16 protein-coding genes are annotated in these 17,322 nt (G+C 62.6%); 5 read left to right on the top strand and 11 right to left on the bottom strand.

Annotated elements, in window-relative coordinates:
* Positions 1 to 2 precede the first annotated feature (2 nt).
* The 6 genes from WA302_RS03005 to WA302_RS03030 all read right to left on the bottom strand — a co-directional run bounded on the left by WA302_RS03005 (position 3) and on the right by WA302_RS03030 (position 7,623).
* Entirely contained in the window at positions 3 to 2,081 is a 2,079-nt protein-coding gene (locus WA302_RS03005; RefSeq protein WP_141997499.1) for an ABC transporter permease, read from the bottom strand.
* A gap of 67 nt (positions 2,082 to 2,148) precedes the next feature.
* Entirely contained in the window at positions 2,149 to 3,180 is a 1,032-nt protein-coding gene (locus tag WA302_RS03010; protein ID WP_043136733.1) for an ABC transporter substrate-binding protein, read from the bottom strand.
* Positions 3,177 to 4,505 carry an MFS transporter family glucose-6-phosphate receptor UhpC gene (gene uhpC / locus WA302_RS03015; protein ID WP_256376331.1) on the bottom strand — a complete coding sequence of 443 codons (1,329 nt, stop codon included), beginning with the start codon at positions 4,503 to 4,505 and terminating at the stop codon, positions 3,177 to 3,179. The genes WA302_RS03010 and uhpC overlap by 4 nt, the downstream gene beginning before the upstream one ends.
* A gap of 60 nt (positions 4,506 to 4,565) precedes the next feature.
* The gene (locus WA302_RS03020) at positions 4,566 to 6,107 is read right to left on the bottom strand and encodes an MASE1 domain-containing sensor histidine kinase (protein WP_049203816.1); all 1,542 of its coding nucleotides are present in this window, start codon (positions 6,105 to 6,107) and stop codon (positions 4,566 to 4,568) included.
* The gene (locus tag WA302_RS03025) at positions 6,107 to 6,736 is read right to left on the bottom strand and encodes a response regulator transcription factor (RefSeq protein WP_049203928.1); all 630 of its coding nucleotides are present in this window, start codon (positions 6,734 to 6,736) and stop codon (positions 6,107 to 6,109) included. Before WA302_RS03025 ends, WA302_RS03020 begins: the two co-directional genes overlap by 1 nt.
* Positions 6,737 to 6,858: 122 nt before the next feature.
* Entirely contained in the window at positions 6,859 to 7,623 is a 765-nt protein-coding gene (locus WA302_RS03030) for an arylamine N-acetyltransferase family protein (RefSeq protein WP_049295199.1), read from the bottom strand.
* 151 nt (positions 7,624 to 7,774) lie between these two features.
* Between WA302_RS03030 and WA302_RS03035 the strand changes: the two genes are divergently transcribed.
* Positions 7,775 to 8,527 (top strand): SDR family NAD(P)-dependent oxidoreductase, encoded by a 753-nt coding sequence (locus tag WA302_RS03035; RefSeq protein WP_336062778.1) that lies wholly within the window; start codon positions 7,775 to 7,777, stop codon positions 8,525 to 8,527.
* On the opposite strand, the gene WA302_RS03040 is transcribed toward WA302_RS03035, so the two are convergent.
* On the bottom strand, positions 8,512 to 9,408 hold the full coding sequence (locus tag WA302_RS03040; RefSeq protein WP_164099932.1) for a LysR substrate-binding domain-containing protein: 897 nt from the start codon (positions 9,406 to 9,408) through the stop codon (positions 8,512 to 8,514). The genes WA302_RS03035 and WA302_RS03040 overlap by 16 nt on opposite strands.
* Before the next feature lie 116 nt (positions 9,409 to 9,524).
* Between WA302_RS03040 and WA302_RS03045 the strand changes: the two genes are divergently transcribed.
* On the top strand, positions 9,525 to 10,304 hold the full coding sequence (locus WA302_RS03045) for a HalD/BesD family halogenase (RefSeq protein ID WP_025301944.1): 780 nt from the start codon (positions 9,525 to 9,527) through the stop codon (positions 10,302 to 10,304).
* Positions 10,305 to 10,341: 37 nt separating this feature from the next.
* On the opposite strand, the gene ansP is transcribed toward WA302_RS03045, so the two are convergent.
* Positions 10,342 to 11,808 (bottom strand): L-asparagine permease, encoded by a 1,467-nt coding sequence (gene ansP, locus WA302_RS03050; protein ID WP_025301945.1) that lies wholly within the window; start codon positions 11,806 to 11,808, stop codon positions 10,342 to 10,344.
* Between the two features lie 437 nt (positions 11,809 to 12,245).
* Positions 12,246 to 12,683, bottom strand: coding sequence for a PACE efflux transporter (locus WA302_RS03055; protein WP_004939694.1), 438 nt, complete (start codon positions 12,681 to 12,683; stop codon positions 12,246 to 12,248).
* 112 nt (positions 12,684 to 12,795) lie between these two features.
* Here WA302_RS03055 and WA302_RS03060 point away from each other — a divergent pair, with 112 nt between their 5' ends.
* The gene (locus WA302_RS03060) at positions 12,796 to 13,689 is read left to right on the top strand and encodes a LysR family transcriptional regulator (protein WP_025301946.1); all 894 of its coding nucleotides are present in this window, start codon (positions 12,796 to 12,798) and stop codon (positions 13,687 to 13,689) included.
* 16 nt (positions 13,690 to 13,705) lie between these two features.
* On the opposite strand, the gene WA302_RS03065 is transcribed toward WA302_RS03060, so the two are convergent.
* Positions 13,706 to 14,269, bottom strand: coding sequence for a DedA family protein (locus WA302_RS03065; protein ID WP_025301947.1), 564 nt, complete (start codon positions 14,267 to 14,269; stop codon positions 13,706 to 13,708).
* 50 nt (positions 14,270 to 14,319) lie between these two features.
* Positions 14,320 to 14,997, bottom strand: a complete 678-nt coding sequence (locus WA302_RS03070; RefSeq protein WP_025301948.1) for a DJ-1/PfpI family protein — start codon at positions 14,995 to 14,997, stop codon at positions 14,320 to 14,322.
* 91 nt (positions 14,998 to 15,088) lie between these two features.
* On the opposite strand from WA302_RS03070, the gene WA302_RS03075 reads away from it, so the two are divergent.
* Both WA302_RS03075 and WA302_RS03080 read left to right on the top strand, forming a co-directional pair.
* Positions 15,089 to 16,033, top strand: a complete 945-nt coding sequence (locus WA302_RS03075; RefSeq protein WP_197836983.1) for a GlxA family transcriptional regulator — start codon at positions 15,089 to 15,091, stop codon at positions 16,031 to 16,033.
* 44 nt (positions 16,034 to 16,077) lie between these two features.
* The gene (locus tag WA302_RS03080) at positions 16,078 to 17,181 is read left to right on the top strand and encodes an adenosylhomocysteinase (RefSeq protein WP_025301950.1); all 1,104 of its coding nucleotides are present in this window, start codon (positions 16,078 to 16,080) and stop codon (positions 17,179 to 17,181) included.
* The last annotated feature ends 141 nt before the right edge of the window (positions 17,182 to 17,322 follow it).

Below are 17,322 nucleotides of genomic sequence, written 5' to 3' on the forward strand. Positions count from 1 at the left end.
CATTACGCCTGGTTTTTGGCTTTTGAACGGGAGATGCGTGCCTCGCCGATCAGCCAGTCAAAGAGGAAAATAATCGCCAGCATCACCACGATCAGAATTGAACCGTAGGCGATCGCTACGCCGTATTCGCCGTCTTCCACGCGGTTGAGGATGTAGGCGGTGGCCACGCGGGTATCGGGGGTGACCAGGAAGACGATGGCGCTGACGGTAGTGATGGCGCGCACGAAGCTGTAGATCAGCGCCGACAGGATCGCCGGGCGCAGCAGCGGCAGCAGGATGTGCGTGATGGTGCGCAGCGAGCCGGCGCGCAGGCTGAGCGAGGCTTCGTCCAGCGATTTGTCTATCTGGCCCAGCCCGGCGATCCCGGCGCGAATGCCCACCGGCACGTTGCGCATCACCATCGAGATAATCACGATGGCGGCCGTCCCGGTGAGGTACACCGGCGCGCTGTTAAAGGCGAGAATGTAAGAGACGCCCGCCACGGTGCCCGGCACCGCAAAGCACAGCATGGTGGTGAACTCGATGGTCTTTTTGCCCTTGAACTGCTGGCGCACCACGATCCAGGCGATCAGCAGACCGAAGGCGGCGGTGATCGGCGCGGCGATCCCGGCGTACAGCAGCGTGTCGAGCAGCGAAGGCCACGCGCCGTCGCTCATGCCCTGGCCGAACAGCTTGATGAAGTTATCCAGCGTCAGCGTGTAATCCACCCCCCAGTTGACGGTGAAGCTGCCGTAGAAAATGCTGCCGTAGAGCAGGGCGTTAAAGGCTACCCACACCGCCAGCAGCGCGATCACGCCCCATACCAGCGTGACCGGCAGCGGCTGTACGTCGCCGCGGTAGGATTTGCCGGACACGGTGACGTAGGAACGCTTGCCGATCCACAGGTACTGGATGCAGAACACCAGCAGCGAGAACAGCAGCAGGAAGGCGCCGAGGGTGCTGGCGGCCTGATAGTCGAGCTGCGAGCCGGTGATGTAGAAATAGATTTGCGTCGCCAGCACGTCGAAGTTGCCGCCGAGCACCAGCGGGTTGCTGAAGTCGGCCAGCGATTGCACCACCACGATCAGAAACGCGTTGGCCAGCGCCGGTTTCAGCAGCGGCACGAACACGCCGTTAAAGGTTTGCCAACGGCTGGCGCGCAGGGTGTAAGAGGCCTCTTCCAGCGAAGGATGAATGGTCTTGATCGCGCCGTCGAGGATCATGAACGCCATCGGCGTGAATGCCAGCACCTGCGCCAGCCAGATGCCGGTAAAGCCGTACAGCCAGTTGGTGTTGGTCAGGCCGAACCAGGCCACCATCCACTCGGTGACGTAGCCGGAACGCCCCATCATCAGCGTGACGCCCAGGCCGACGACGAACGGCGGCGTGACGATGGGCAGGATGGAGAAGATGCGGCCGATAATGGCGCTGCGCTTGGCGATGCGGGTGGTGTAAATCGCCAGCACCAGGCCGAAGAAGGTGCAGCCGGCGCCCACCGCGATCGACAGGGCGATGGAGTTGAGGATCACCTGAACGATATGCGCCTGCGACAGCACGTTCATAAACGCCAGCGGCGCGAATGCCCCCGTCTGGTCGGTGAACATCGGAATGAAAATCGCGATGCTCGGCCAGACGATGAAGACGCCGATCAGCGCCACGATGGTGACCAGCGCACCGATAACGAAACGGTCGCCGCCCAGCCAGTCGAGGCGGGTCAGCGCCAGCGTCATGATGGCGCCCAGCGAGGTCAATTGCACCAGGGGGGCGTAGCCTAAACCGCGTCCTGCCACCGTGGCGCTGACGACGATAAAGGCCATGCACAGCAGTGCCCAGCCGGCATCGAACGCGTGGCGGCGCCGCTGCTCACGGCCCGCCGCAGCGTAAGGACGCAGCAGCAGCAGGCTCGGCAGCAGGCACCAAAGCCAGCTGATATTGCGGTGTGACCAGCCGTAGGCCGCGAGGATTTCATCGCCGGTGGACTCCAGCAGGCCGTAATCCAGGCTCCAGCTCGGCAGCAGGGCGAACGCCAGCCAGCCAAGCAAAACCCAAAGGAATATTGCATCTCGTTTTTTCACGAGATGGAGTGCATGTGTATGTGACATAAGTTTCCCGGATGTTCAGGCCGGGTAAGGCGTGAAGCTTACCCGGCAACAGGCGCAGAATGTGGGTTTATTTACCCATCTTGACTTCGCTGACCCATTTATTGATCAGCGCCTTGCGGACCTCGGTCGAGCCGTACTTGTCCATGTCGTAGTTGATCAGTTTCAGATCGTCGAGCTTCAGCGAGTTCGGCGAGGTATCGGCGGTGGTGTTGGTCAGGATCTGATAGGATTTGCCTTTCTTCCACGCCAGCTCCTGCGCCTCTTTCGACAGCACCCAGTCCACGAACAGTTTGGCGTTATCGAGGTTGCGCGCGCCTTTGAGGATGCTGACGCCGCCGATTTCGTAGCCGGTGCCTTCACACGGCGAGATCAGCTCAAGCGGCGCGCCCTGTTCTTTTTCGAGCGAGTAGTCATGCAGGAAACCGATGCCGATCGCCGTTTCGCCGCGGGCGGCGTTGCGCGCCGGGGCAATGCCGGACTTGGTGTACTGCGAAACGTTGGCGTTCAGCTGCTTGAGGTAATCGAACGCCTGATCGTCTCCCCACAGTTGGGCAAAGGTCGCCAGCGCGGTGTAGGCGGTGCCGGAACTTTGCGGATCGGCGATTTGAATCTCGCCTTTGTATTCCGGTTTGGTCAGGTCTTTCCAGCACTTGGGCACCGGCAGGTTTTTCTCTTTCAGGCGCTGGGTATTGACGCCAAAGCCGAGAATGCCGACGTAGACCGCCGAGGAGTAGTTGCCTTTCAGCTTGGCTGGATCGCGGAATTGCGTCATGACTTGTTCGAGGTTGGGCGATTTGTACGGTTGCAGCAGCCCCATTTCACCGGCCTGGGATTGCGGATCGAGCGTGCCGCCGTACCAGACGTCCGCCTGCGGGTTCTTCTTCTCGGCGTCCACTTTTGCCAGCGTGCTGCCGGAACCGTTGCGGATAAACGCGGTTTTCACGTCATATTTCTCGCCGAAGGCTTTGGTTTCCGCTTCGCACATTTCATTGGTGGCGCTGCAGTAAACCACCAGGCGGCCCTTGGCGTGCGCGGCGCCGCTCAGCGTGGCCAACGCGATGCCGGATGCTATCAGGGTAGTGACCCACGTTTTTTTCATTGTTTTATCCTTCTCTCGGTAGAGGTGGTAACGCTCGCCATCAGCAGCGGCATCAGCAATAAACCCATAAGAACGGCGGCGATCGACAGCAAACTGAACATGCCTGACCAGCCATAGCCTTCGATAACCCGCGACAGCGGCCAGCCCGCCAGCGCCGCCCCCAGATAGGCGAACAGGCCGAGAAAGCCGGTGATGGAGCCCGCGGCGCCTTTGTGCCCGCATTCCACGGCGGCGAGGCCAATCAGCATCTGTGGGCCGAAGACAAAGAAGCCCACCGCGAAAAAACAGCCCGCCAGCAGCGCGTAGTGATGCACCGGCGCCAGCCACAGCGCGGCGACGGAAACCATCAGCCCGAGCGTGAACAGCAAAATCATCGGCGCGCGCTGCCCGCCGAACAGCACATCCGAGCCCCAGCCGGCGAACAGCGCGCCGAGCAGGCCGCCTATCTCGAACAGCATCACCGTCGCATTGGCGCTGAGCAGGTTGACGCCGTGGCTTTCCGTCAGCCACAGGTTGCCCCAGTCGTTCAACGCGATGCGGATCAGGTAGACCAGCACGTAAGAGACGCCGAGCAGCCAGATCATCGGGTTCTTCAGCATCGTGGTGCGCAACATCTGCCACAGCCCCATCGGCGGGCTTTGCTGTTCCTGGCGCAGCTCCAGCGGATCGTGGCGCCACTGGCCGACCGACGGCAGGCCTTCTTCCTGCGGCGTGCCTGTCAGCTGCCGCGTGAGCCAGATGCCCAGCACCATGCTGACGGCCCCCGGGATCAACATCGCCGCCTGCCAGCCCCAGCGCTGGGCGGCGAAGGCGCTGATCAACGGCACGATCGCGCCGCCGAGGTTGATCGACATATTCCAGCAGCCCCACCAGAAGCCACGCTCATTGCGCGAATACCAGTGGGTCAGCAGCCGCGCGCAGGGCGGCCAGCCCCAGCCCTGAAAGAAGCCGTTCAGCGCCCAGACCGCCAGCAGCAGCGTCAGCGATTCGCCGAAGGCGAACGCCACGTTCAGCAAACCGGTGGCGAACAGGCCGATCCCCATAAACCCGCGCTGCCCATGGTCGTCGTGCCACAACCCGGCGGCGAATTTCGACAGGCCGTAGCTCAGATAAAACAGCGAGCCGAGCAGGCCAATGTCCCCTTTATCCAGCCCCAAATCCGTTTGCAGCGCCGGCAGCACGTAATTCACGCTTTTGCGCGTCAGGTAAAAGGCGGCGTACCCGATGACCATATACAGCAGCAGTCGCGGGCGCAGCGCGCGGTAACGATGATCGATTTCAGATGCCGAGCGTGCTTGCATAGCCGCCTCCCTGGTGCTGACTATAAGAAGGTGAAAGGGAAAGGGGATGAGAGAAAGTCCGGAGTGGCTAAGACTTTTTCCTAGTTAGTCGGCGGTTTGTTGCAAATTTGTGGGCAGGTTAACAATTACCCGGGTGCCGCGCTGCGTTTCCAGCGTCAGTTCGCCGCCGAGTGCGCTGACCCGTTCGCGCATCCCCTGAATGCCGAAGCCAGGCACCTTGTCCGCACGGATGCCGATGCCGTTATCCCGCACCTCGAGGTGCAAAAGCTCACCCTGTTGATACAAGACGATGGCGACTTCGCTGGCTTCGGCGTGTTTGCACACGTTGTTGAGCAGCTCTTGCAGCAGCCGGTAGAGGGTGAAGCGCACCGTCTCGCCGGCGGGCGTGTCGATGAGTCGGTAGTCGAAATGGCAACGGATGCCCCGTTCGCTAAAGGCGAATTCATTCAGCAGGTGGTGAAGCGCGTCTTTGAACGCCAGCTCGTCCAGCGCGGGCGGGCGAAGCTGGCGCAGCAGCTGGCGCGTGGAGTGATGAATGCGCCGGGCGAGATCGGCTATCTGGTTCGCGGCGGCCTGGGTTTGCGCCGGATCGCGCGCCCGCTTGACCAGCTGCGACTGGATTTGAATCGCGGTGATGTTCTGGCCGATTTCATCGTGCAGCTCGCGCGCCAGGTTCTTTCGCGTGTCTTCTTCGGTGTGGATCAGTTTTTCGGTCAGCGCCCGCCGCGCCGCCAGCTCTTCTTCCAGGCGTCGGCGATAATGGTGCAGGTTTTGCGCCAGGTGTTGCTGGCGGCTGATGGCGATGCCCAGGCCGATGCCGAGCAGCGCCTGCGTCGCCAGAAAGATTTCCAGCTCGACCAGATTGCCGAACCCCACGCCGACCTGCCGGGCGAGGGTGATCATCATGCTGCCGAGCAGGCCGGACAACACGCCGCCCTGCCAACCGAACTTCCACGCCATCACCACGTTCGGCAAAAACACCACGATCAGCAGCAGGCGCTCGATTTCCGGCGACAGCACCATCTGCGTACCGATGCCGATAACGAAAAACAGGCTGCACCAGATGATTAAGGACGCGCGCAGCGGCGGGTTGGTGGTGTCCAGCCCCAGCAGGTGGTAACGGTGCTGTTGGCGCAGAAATTCAAAGATCAGGTAGACGAACGGGGTCAGCAAAACGCCGCCGGTAAACGACGCCAGGCCGAGCAACATCGCCGGGCTGTGCGCGAAAGGCGACAGCAGGGCGGTATTGAGCAGCGAGGCGGCGGTCACGGTAGCCAGCAGCAGCGTCAGCCGCTGCCAGTAGAGCGGAAAACGGCGCCAGAATCGCTGCGCGAGCGCGGCCGGGAGCAGGGTGATGAACGGCGCGGCCAGCAGGCCGTAGCCGCTCAGCAGGCGTTCGCCGTGCAGCCAGAACAGCAGCAGCACCGGCGGTATTATCAGAGCGGGCCAATAGCGGCGCGCCAGCAAGATCAGCAGCGCGAGATAGACGCCGTGAGACAGAAACAGCGCTGCCTGATTGCCGTTGTGGGTCAGATAGAAGCCGAGCGTCCACAGCATCAGCCAGCCACTGCCCCAGGCCAACAGGATAAACAGCGAGATAACCCAGCGCCGTGAGCGGAGTGACATCAATGCCCCGCCAGCAGCTGATGTTCGAGGGCGAAATGCACCAGCTCAATGGTGCTGTTGCACTGCAGCTTGCCCAGGACGTTGGCGCGATGTACGTGTACCGTTTTATGGCTGAGATCGAGCTTGAAAGCGATCTCCTTTACGCTGTCACCTCTGACCAGCAGATCGAATATTTCACGCTCGCGCGGGGTCAGCACTTCCAGCGCCGTGGCCGGCTGCTCGCCGCCGCGCAGCGCCCGCAGCGCGTCGGCGCACAGGTAATGGCCGCCCATCTCGACGGAGCGCACCGCCTGCACCAGTTCTTCCGGCCCGCAGCGTTTGGTCAGATAGCCGCTGGCGCCGGCGTCCAGCGCGCTCTGCACGAAGGTGGGGGAGTCATAGATGCTGAGGATGATTGCGCGGAACTGCGGCTTCTGCGCCCGCAGGCGTTTCAACAGGCTCAGGCCGTTTTCATCCGGCATGGCGATGTCCATCACCGCGACGCTGACGTCGTCGCGCAGCAATGCCGGCCAGGCCGCCGCCGCGCTGCTGTATTGCCCCACCACGTCGATATCGTCCTCGAGGCTGAGCAATTGCGCAAAGCCGGAGCGCACCACCACATGGTCATCCACCAGTATCACACGGATCATTTTCGCACTCTGTTGCCGAATCATGACCCTATGATGCCTGCCGCCGCGGTGCTGGCAATCAGCCAAGCGCGGTTATGCAATCGATGTAACAGAATCGTAATAAAAGGGCGCCACCGGCGTCGTCAACGATCCAAATCGATGGCGAAATGCTGCCACAGCGCGGCGCGGCGTTCCTCTTCCGAATGCAGCGTCGTTTCGTGGCGCTGGTGATCTTCGGTCACGATCAGCTTCATGTCGCTGAGGGTCACCCGGCCGTGCTCCGTCGGCCGTGAGCACACCAGGCGTTGGGTGAAATGCGACTGCGGCGAAGTGCTGTGGAAGTGGCACATCTCGTCGAACTCAGGCAATTCACGCGGCTGAACGGTAAAGCGATACAGGGTTTTGGCATGCGAGCGTTGGTCGCCGTTGCGGCGCTCCAGCAGGTAATACTCGCCTTCCTGCTCCAGGTGGAAGGTGCCGCTGGCCTGCGGTTGCGGCTCGGCGGCGACGATTTTGAGCGGCGTCAGGAAGGAATCGCCGAAACCGACATCCACTAGCCAGGCCTGGCCCGCCAGATCCACCCGCAGCGCCAGATGGTCGTAGGGCGGGCCGAAATGGCCGTCGCGCGCGCGGATCTCGCCGGAGATGAAGCTCACCTTGAAACCGATCTCCCGCAGCAGCAGGGCAAACAGCGTGTTCAGCTCATAACAGAAACCGCCGCGGTTACGCTCGACCACCTTGCTGAACAGCGCCTCCGGCGTCAGCTGAATACCCTGATGATAAATAATGCTCAGGTTCTCGAACGGGACGCTCAGCATGTGGCGATGGTGCAGCTGTTGCAACGTGGGGAGGTCAGGGCGGGCGCCGCCGGTAAAGCCGATATGCTGCAGGTAGCGTTGGGTATCCACAGGGTGTCTCGCATGAGAAAAAGTAGGCATAAAATAGCGGGCTTTGCGGCGTTTGTGAGCGCATTACGTGCTGCGTTGTCGCTGCTGCCGCAAACTGTCACTTGCCGGCGCTAGCCTGTTCCCCTGAGTTCAACGTTGCAGGAGAACGGCTATGCAAGATTTCAAACATCGGGTGGCGCTGGTGACCGGCGCGTCCACCGGCATTGGCGAAGCGATCGCCGGCGAGCTGTTTCGGCGCGGCGCCACGGTGGTGATGACCGGCCGCCACGCAGTGCCTCTCGCCGCCGCCGCCGCGCGGCTCGATCCCGACGGCCGACGGGTGATGACGTTGCGGATGGACGTGCGCGATGCGCCGTCGGTGCGGCAGGGTATTGAAGAGATCGTGCGGCGCTGCGGCGCGCTGCATCTACTGGTCAACAACGCCGGGATCACCGGCCCGCACGAGGTGGATATCGATCGGTACGCGGTCGAAGATTGGCACGAGGTGATCGCCACCTGCCTGAGCGGCACGTTTTTCGGCATGAAGTACGGCCTGCCGGCGATCGTCGCCGGCGGCGGCGGGGCGGTGGTGAACCTCTCTTCCGCCAACGGCGTGGTGGGCATCGCCGGGATCGCACCTTATACCGCCGCCAAGCATGGCGTGCTGGGCCTGACACGCTCGGCGGCGCTGGAATTCGCCACGCGCGGCGTGCGCGTTAATGCCGTCGGGCCGGGCTATGTGGATACGCCAGCGATGGGGAAACTGCCAGCGTCGGCGCGGGCGCAGATGGCCGCTTCGCACCCGATGGGGAGGATGGCGACGCGGGAAGAGGTGGCGAAAACGGTGGCTTTTCTGCTTTCGGACGACAGCAGTTTCACCACCGGCGCGTTTTACAGCATCGACGGCGGTTATACCGCGCGCTGAGCCAGCGCCTGCAGCCAACGGAGAAACGCCGCTGCGCCGGGTTTTTCCAGCGTGCGCGGCGGGTAAACTACGTAGTAGGGTTTGCTGAGCCGCAGCGCCGGTTCGGCCAGGGTGACCAGCTGGCCTTCCGCCAGTTCACGGGCGATCAGCCGCCGCTGGCCGAGCAGCACCCCGCGCCCTTGCACGGCGGCGTCGATGGCCAGCGAGGTCAGGTTATAGGTTAGCCCGCGCCGCGGCGGCGGCGGCCGATCGGCGGCGGTGAACCACTCGTGCCAGCCCGGCAAAAACTGGCTCTCCTTGCCCCAGTCGACGTGGATCAGCGGCAGCTGCGTCCAGTCGCCGCACTCGCGCAGCGCCGGGCTGCACACCGGCTGCACCCAATCCTGAAACAGCTGCACCTTTTCCAGCAGCGGGTAATCCTGAGCGCCGAAGCACAGGGCGAAATCCGCCGCCGAATGGGCGAAATCGACCGCCGCATGGGTGGCGTGCAGCCGCAAATCGCCGTCGGGGCACTGCGCCAGCCAGTCGCCCAGCGCCGGATTCAGCCATTTAGACGCCAGCGCCGGCAGGGCGAACACCGTCAGCGCCTGTTTGCCGCGCTGGCGTTCGACGTGCTGCTGCGCCACGCGCAGCGTTTCGAACGCCTCCTGCACGTAGGCCAGGTAGTCCGCGCCCTGTTCGGTCAGCGTGACGCCGCTTTTGGCGCGAATGAACAGCGTGATGCCCAGATGCTGTTCGAGCTGGCGGATTTGCTGGCTGACGGCGGCGGCGGTCAGCGCCAGCACATCCGCCGCACGGGCCAGGCTGCCGGTGCGAGCGGCGGTTTCGAACGCCAGAATGGCGCTCAGCTTGGGCAGGCGAGCACGGGACGGTGGCGGCATGGGCAGGACTATCGCTAAGAATTCGTTAGCTTATCCATAACGTATTTTTGTTATGGCGGCAATGCGCCATTCGCTACAGTGAGAAGCATCCGGCTATCGCACACGAGGGGAACGTCATGCCGCAACTTGCCGATATTATCGATCTGTCCGCCCATCCCATCGACGACGCCGCATTCCGCGCCCGTTGCAGGCAAACGCTGGCGCGCGCCGGCGCGCTGGTGCTGCCGGGATTTCTGCGCCCCGCCGCGCTGGCGACGGTAAGGCTGGAAGGTGCCGAACAGCACCACGCGGCGTTTTACGCCAGCAGCAAACACAACGTGTATCTACGGCCGCAGGACGACGCGCTGCCGGCCGACCATGCGCGCAACCGGCTGGTGGTGTCATCCAAGGGCTGCATTACCGACGAGGATATCCCATCGCAGTCGCCGCTGCGTGCGCTGTACGATGCTCCGGCGTTTCGCGAGTTTCTCTGCGCGGTGTTGGATGAGGCGCAGCTGTATCCCTACGCCGATCGGCTGTCGTCGATCAACCTGCATTACGCCCACACCGGTCAGGAACTGGGCTGGCATTTTGACAACTCCTCATTCGCCATCACGCTGCTGATCCAGAAACCGCAGGGGGGCGGCCGTTTCGAATACGTGGAGAACCTGCGCGACGCCGACCGCGGCGAGATGAACTATGCCGGGGTCACGCAGGTGCTGGACGGTGAGCGGGCGGTCAAACAGCTGGCGATGGAGGAGGGGGATTTAGTGCTGTTTCGCGGGCGCAACGCCATGCACCGGGTGACGCCGACCGAAGGCGACACCACGCGCATGCTGGTGGTGCTGGCCTACAATGCGCAGCCGGATGTCATGCTGTCGGAAAGCGCCAGAATGACGTTTTACGGCCGGTTATAGCGGATAAAAAAACCGCCCCGGAGGGCGGTTTGTCGATTCAGTGCGGGTTCTGCTCTTCGTGAGCCTGCTGCTCCCGCTTCACTTCCTGCGCGCGCTTGCGCAGGCCGAACCAGCCCAGCGTCAGCAGCACCGCCAGCACCGGAATGGTGGCGATGGTCCAGGTGCCGTTCGGATAATCGAACGCCATCATCACCACGACGACCAGCAGGAACGCCAGCGTCAGCCAGGAGGTGAACGGCGCGCCCGGCATTCTGAACGATACCGGCTGCGCACGGCCTTCGCGCACGGCTTTGCGCAGGCGCATCTGGCAAACGATGATAAACGCCCAGGAGGCGATGATGCCCAGCGAAGCGATGTTTAGCACGATCTCGAAAACCCGCGACGGCACCAGGTAGTTGAGCACCACGCCGATCACGTAGATGCCGCAGGTAACCAGGATGCCGGCGTAAGGCACCTGCTGGCTGCTCATTTTAGCCATCAGCTTCGGCGCGGAGCCGCCCATCGCCAGTGAACGTAGGATGCGGCCGGTGGAATAGAGGCCGGAGTTGAGGCTGGACAGCGCGGCGGTCAACACCACGATGTTCATGATGGTGCCGATGTAAGGCACGCCCAGCTTGCTGAAGAAGGTCACGAACGGGCTTTGGCCGGCCTGATAGGCGTTCCACGGCAGCAGCAGCACCAGCAGCACCACGGAGCCGACGTAGAACAGACCGATACGCCAGATCACGCTGTTGATCGCTTTGGGCATCATTTTAGCCGGATCTTTACACTCGCCGGCGGCGGTGCCGATAAGCTCGATGCCGGCGAAGGCGAAGATCACCCCTTGCACCAGCACCAGCGCCGGCAGCAGGCCGTGCGGGAACATGCCGCCGTTTTCGGTGATCAGGTGCATGCCGGTGGTGTGGCCGGCGACCGGGGTGCCGGTGCCGAGGAAGACGACGCCGACAATCAGGAACAGCGCGATAGCGACGACCTTGATCAGCGCGAACCAGAACTCCATCTCGGCGAACCACTTCACGCCGATCATGTTCATGGTGGCGACGATGCCGAGCGCGCCGAGGGCAAACAGCCACTGCGGCACGTCGGCAAAGGTGCCCCAGTAGTGCATATATAGCGCCACCGCGGTGATGTCGACGATGCCGGTCATCGCCCAGTTGAGGAAATACATCCAGCCGGCGACGTAAGAGGCTTTCTCACCGAGAAACTCGCGGGCGTAAGAAACGAAGCTGCCGCTGGAAGGGCGATGCAGCACCAGTTCGCCCAGCGCGCGCAGGATGAAGAAAGAGAAAATCCCGCACACCAGGTAGACCAGCGCCAGCGCCGGCCCGGCCAACTCGAGACGGCCGCCGGTACCGAGGAACAAGCCGGTACCGATGGAGCCACCGATGGCGATCATTTGGATTTGCCGGTTGCCCATGCTTTTGTGATAACCGGATTCATGAGAGTCTAGCCAGCGTCTTCTGGCGGCGTGTTTGTCATCCGCCGACTTTTTTTGTGAGTGCATTATCCGTCCTGTTTACCTGTCTATGATGAACTCCGCTCTGAGCTGCAGAGCAAACGATTGCCATTAACAATCGTAATGAGAATGAGGTCGTGGCATCATTCCGCTGTTTATTGTGTATACAGCCGCCATTAAATAACGGCGTGGCATGCTACCGTTTCCCGATAAATGTGGCAAAAAAACCTGCGTACAAAGTGTGAACAATGGTGTGTATTTTTTAAACTGAAAACAAAAACGCATATTATTCAGTAAGATGAGTCTCATTATCAACACGGAAATATCGAACGATAAAAGTGATTGAAATCACAGAATAATAATTACCGTGCAAATTAAAGGGATTTGGAGGTTATTTTGCGTGAGGGGGGAAGGCGGGCGGAAAATAAAGCGATGGCGCCTGCGCGGCAATGAGCGTGCGCAGGCGAATCGGACGAGGAGCAGGCTTAGGCGGATTCACCGGCCGGCAGAGCCGAAGCCGGCAGGCCGAACAGCTTGTCGAACGCCCAGTTAAACAGGAAGGTGTAGCAAGGAATGATGACGATCAGCGCCATATCCAGCAGCAGCGCCTGCCACAGCGTGATGCCCATCCACCAGGCGATCAGCGGGATCAGATACACCACCAGCGTCAGCTGAAAGCCGACGGCGTGCAAAATGCGGCGTTTGAGCGTGCGGGTGCGCGACACCTGGCGGCTTTCCCACCACTCGAATAAATAGTTGTAAATAAAGTTCCAGCTTACCGCGATGGTGGTGATCACCACCGCCAGCGGCCCGGTGCTGCTTGGCGCATGGCCCGACAGCAGCGCCAGCCCCAGCGCCGAGATCGCCATGCCGATGATTTCATAAGCGGTGACATACACCAGTTTGCGTTTGACGCCTTGCATCGTTTTCTCCCGATCTGTTTTTAGTTGCCTCTGTGGCGACGGCGGCTAAGATAACGTCAATCACATTGATAGAAAAAGTCAGGAGCTGTCAGTTTTTCTGACAGGTTGAGCGATGAATTTTTCCAGCGACAACATCGAACTGTTTTTGGCGGTGCTCGACCGCGGCTCATTTTCCGCCGCCGCCCGCGCGTTGCGGCGCGTACCGTCTGCGGTCAGCATGGGCATCGCCAACATGGAGGCGGAGCTCGGTTTCGCCTTGTTCGACCGTTCTCACCGCGAACCGACGCCGACCGCGCTGGCGCTGGCCCTGGCGCCGCACGCCCGCCTGATCGCCGGGCAGCTCAAGCAGCTGCAGGTGCACGCCATCGAGCTATCCCAGGGGCTGGAGAGCCGGCTTTCGATCGGCGTGGCGTCGGATATTAACGGCGCCGGCCTGCTGGCGGCGGTGAAAACGCTGTCGCAGCGTTATCCGCTGCTGAACATTGAAGTGCTCAGCGCGCCGCAGGACGACGTGCTGCACATGCTGCATCAGGAGCGCATCGGCGTTTGTCTGGCGTTCGGCGGGCTGAACGTCAACAGCGCGGAACAGTTTCACTTCGTCGGCGCGGAATCGCTGGTGGCGATGCTGTCGCCGCAGCATCCGGCGCTGGACGGCGCGGCGGGTGAGCTGTTTCTCGAAGATCTGGTCAACGTGCGGCAGATCATGGTGGCCAGCCGCGATCTGCCGATCGGCGATCTGCGTCCGCAGGTGGCGGAGGCGTATTGGCGCACCGACAGCCTACCGATGGCGCTGAACATGGTGGAGGCGGGGCTGGGGTGGGGAAATTTCCCGCTGTCGCTGGCCGAGCCGCTGCTGGCGCAGGGGCGGCTGGTGCGGCTGAAATTCAAAAATACCAAGAACGAACTGCGCTTGCCGATGCATTTGATCTGGCTGAAGAACCGCCCGTTGGACAAGGCGGCGCGCGAGCTGGTCGAGCTGATGCGCACGGCGCCGCAGGAAAGCTGACGCCCGCTGCGTTTGCTTACTCCGGGTGGCGTTTACGCCACCAGAAACGCACCAGCAGGATGGCGGCGATCGCCAGCGCGACAAACAGCAGGCCGGAGAGTTTTTTGTCGAAGCCGGTAACGAAGCGTTCGATCGCCTGGCCACCAAAATAACCGAGCATGACGAAGATCGTCGCCCATAAAATAGCGCCGAGGATATTGAGCGGTACGAAGCGCGACGGCGGCAGGCGGCTGGCGCCGATCAGCACCGGGCCGATGATGCGGAAACCGTACATAAAGCGCACCCCGATAACGAACAGCATCGGGTGGCGAGCGATCAGCCTTCTGGCGCGCGCGATGCGCTTTTCCTGTCCCTTGAGCCGCGAGATGACGCGGCCTTCAAACCGGCGGCCGGCGAAGTACAGCAACTGGTCTCCCATCATGCCGCCCAGCGCCACCACCGCGATCACCCACGGCCAGTGCAGCAGCCCTTCGTGGGCGGCGATGCCGCCCAGCAGCGTGATGGTCTCCCCTTCCGCCAGGCAGCCGATAAACAACGCCCAGTAACCGTAGTCCGTAATGTAGTGGGCCAAATCGGTCATTCCTTACTCCTTATGTGGCTGACGCATAAGGGCAAGTATACGCCCGATCGCTAGCCTTGGGCGATTTGGGCCACCAACGCTCTGCGCCGCGCCAGGCTTTCCGCCATTTGTGCCTGTACCTTGGCGTAAATGTGCGGCGGGGCCAGTTCCGGCGTGCCGCCCTCGAACGGCGGGGCCGGGGCGTATTCCAGATAAAGTTGGATCGTCTGAGCGGTGTCTTCGCCGTGCAGTTCGGCGATCAGCGCCAGCGCGAAATCGATGCCGGCGGTGACGCCGCCGCCGCTGATTACGTTGCCGTCGCGTTCTACGCGAGCAGCGCTGGGTATGGCGCCGAACAGCTTCAGGCTATCGCGCATAGACCAGTGGCAGGCGGCGCGTTTACCCAGCAATAGCCCGGCGGCGGCTAGGATCAGTGAACCGGTACACACCGAGGTCAGGTAGCGAGCATCGGTGCCCAGCCGACGGATTTGCCGCATGAATGCTTCATCCTGTAATGCCTGGGTGCAGCCGCTGCCGCCCGGCACGCACAGCACGTCGCAGCGCGCGATCTCCGGCAGCGGGCGCAGCTGAGTGAAGTGCAAGCCTTCCGATTCGACATCCGCGCCGTCTACCGAAGCGACGATGATTTCCGCGCCCGGCATGCGGCGCAGAAACTGCAGCGGGCCGGTGAAGTCGAGTTGGGTGACGCCTTGATAGATGGGAAATACAATCACGAGTGGTTCAGACATGACATTCGCCTCATTTTTATCGTTGGACCTGGGCCATAATAGCCGCCCTGTTTTTGGCTGATATGACAGATAACCCTCAAAAAGCGCCATCATGAACACGATCGGTTTTGTGGTCTTTCCCGGTTTCAACCTGCTGGACTTTGCCGGCCCGCTGGCGGCGTTCGATAATGTCAACCAGTTTACCGATCCGCCGGCCTACCGCTGCGTGGCGATTTCGCCGCAGGGTGGCATGGTCGCCAGCTCGGCCGGGGTGGAGATCGCCACGCAGCCATGCGGCGACGAGCGTTTCGATACGCTGGTGGTGGCTGGCGGCAGCGGCAACGTGATGGCGGCGCAGTCACCGGCGCTGACGGGGTTCCTGACAACCCACAGCCGGCGTGCGCGCCGCATCGCCAGCGTGTGCACCGGCGCGTTTATTCTGGCGGCCTGCGGCTTGCTGGACGGCAAGCGCGCCACCACCCACTGGTATCACGCGGCGCGATTGCAGCAGAGTTATCCGCGTATCCGTGTCGACAGCAACCGCATTTTCATTCGCGATGGCGATATCTGGACCTCGGCCGGCATCAGTGCCGGCATCGATCTGGCGTTGGCGCTGATCGAAGACGATCTGGGCGCCACCCTGGCGGCGGCCGTGGCGCGGCAGCTGGTGGTCTACCACCGACGCCCCGGCGGGCAGTCGCAGTACTCGCTGCTGCTGGCGCTGAATCCGTCGTCGGATCGCATGCGTGCAGCGCTGTCGTTCGCGCGCGAACATTTGCACCTGCCGCTGTCGGTAGCGGATCTGGCTGACGCCGCCTGCCTGAGCGAGCGTCAGTTCGGCCGGCTGTTCCGCGCCGAAACCGGGCAGACGCCGGCCAAGGTGATCGAGCAGCTGCGGGTAGAGGCGGCCAGGGTACGCGTCGAAGAGAGCGCCGAGCCGCTGGAGGCGATCGCCCGTTCGGTGGGGTTCAGCGATCCAGAACGCATGAGACGGGCGTTTATCCGCGTCTTTGGCCTGTCGCCGCAGGCGATCCGCCGGCTCGGCCGCGCGGGATAATTTTTTGCCACGCCTGGCGGCGGGGCACATCAGAGGAGCAACGGATGTATCAGGACTTCGAGAGCGAATTGAGCTGGGCGACGCGTCATATGCCGCGCACCCGGGCTGCGATGGCGGCGTTGCCGGACCTGCACGGGGTGCGGCTGGCGTGCAACATGCACCTGGATTTGAAAATGGCGCCGCTGGTGGCCGGCCTGCTGGACAAGGGCGCGGCGATCTTCCTGACCACCTGCAATCCCACCACGGTGCAGGACGATGTGGTGGCCTGGCTGGAACGGCGGGGCGCGCAGGCCTATGCCTGGCGTGACATGAGCGCCGGCGAATGGTCGGAATCTTTCGACCGCGCGCTGGCCTGGCGGCCGACCCACCTGTGCGAAATGGGGGCGGATCTGACCACCCGTCTGCACCAGTCGCCGGGTGGCCCGCAGATCGTCGCCGGGCTGGAGGCCACCGGCTCGGGCATCAGCCGGTTGAACGGCGTGGCGCCGCGCTATCCGATCTTCAACTGGGACGATCTGCCGGTGAAAGAAGGGCTGCACAATCGGCATATGGTTGGGCTGACCGCCTGGCATACCTTCTTCCAGACCACCCATTTGACGCTGCACGAGAAGCGCGTGCTGGTGATCGGTTACGGCCTGGTCGGGCAGGGGACGGCAGCGGCGGCCAGGGCCTACGGCGGCCAGGTGATGGTGGCGGAAATCGATCCGGCGCGCGCGCTGCAGGCGCGTTATGACGGCTGGCAGGTGGTGGATCTGGCGAGCGCGATCGCGCAGGCGGACGTGATCGCCACCGCGACCGGCGCGAAAAACGTGCTCTCGGCGCAGCATCTGCAACAGGCGCAGGACGGCGTGTTTATCCTCAACGTCGGCCACGTGGCGGAAGAGATCGACGTCGGCTTCCTCAAGGGCTTGCCGCACCACGAGCCGATGCCTTATGTGAACGCTTACCAACTGAATGAAAAGACGGTCTATTTGCTGGCCAATGGCTCGATGTTCAACCTGACCGCCGGCTATGGCGACAGCCTCAACGCCTTCGACGTGACGCTGGCGGTGATGGCGGCCGGCATCGGCCATATCGTCGGCGCCGGGGCGCGGCAAACGCCGGGGCTGTACCTGCTGCCTCAGTCGGCCTGGCAGCCGGCGCTGTAACTTTTTCTACGCGGGCGTTCATCCCAGAGCGCCCGCGGGCTGCGTCGTTTTTCGGCCGACAGAATTTGTCACAAATCCGCCATACAATCCCAGTGCCAAGCGCTGAACCCTCACATATAATTCGCTGAGTTCAAGCCCCCA

The organism is Serratia sp. 201 (assembly GCF_037027545.1).
Classification (GTDB): domain Bacteria; phylum Pseudomonadota; class Gammaproteobacteria; order Enterobacterales; family Enterobacteriaceae; genus Serratia; species Serratia bockelmannii.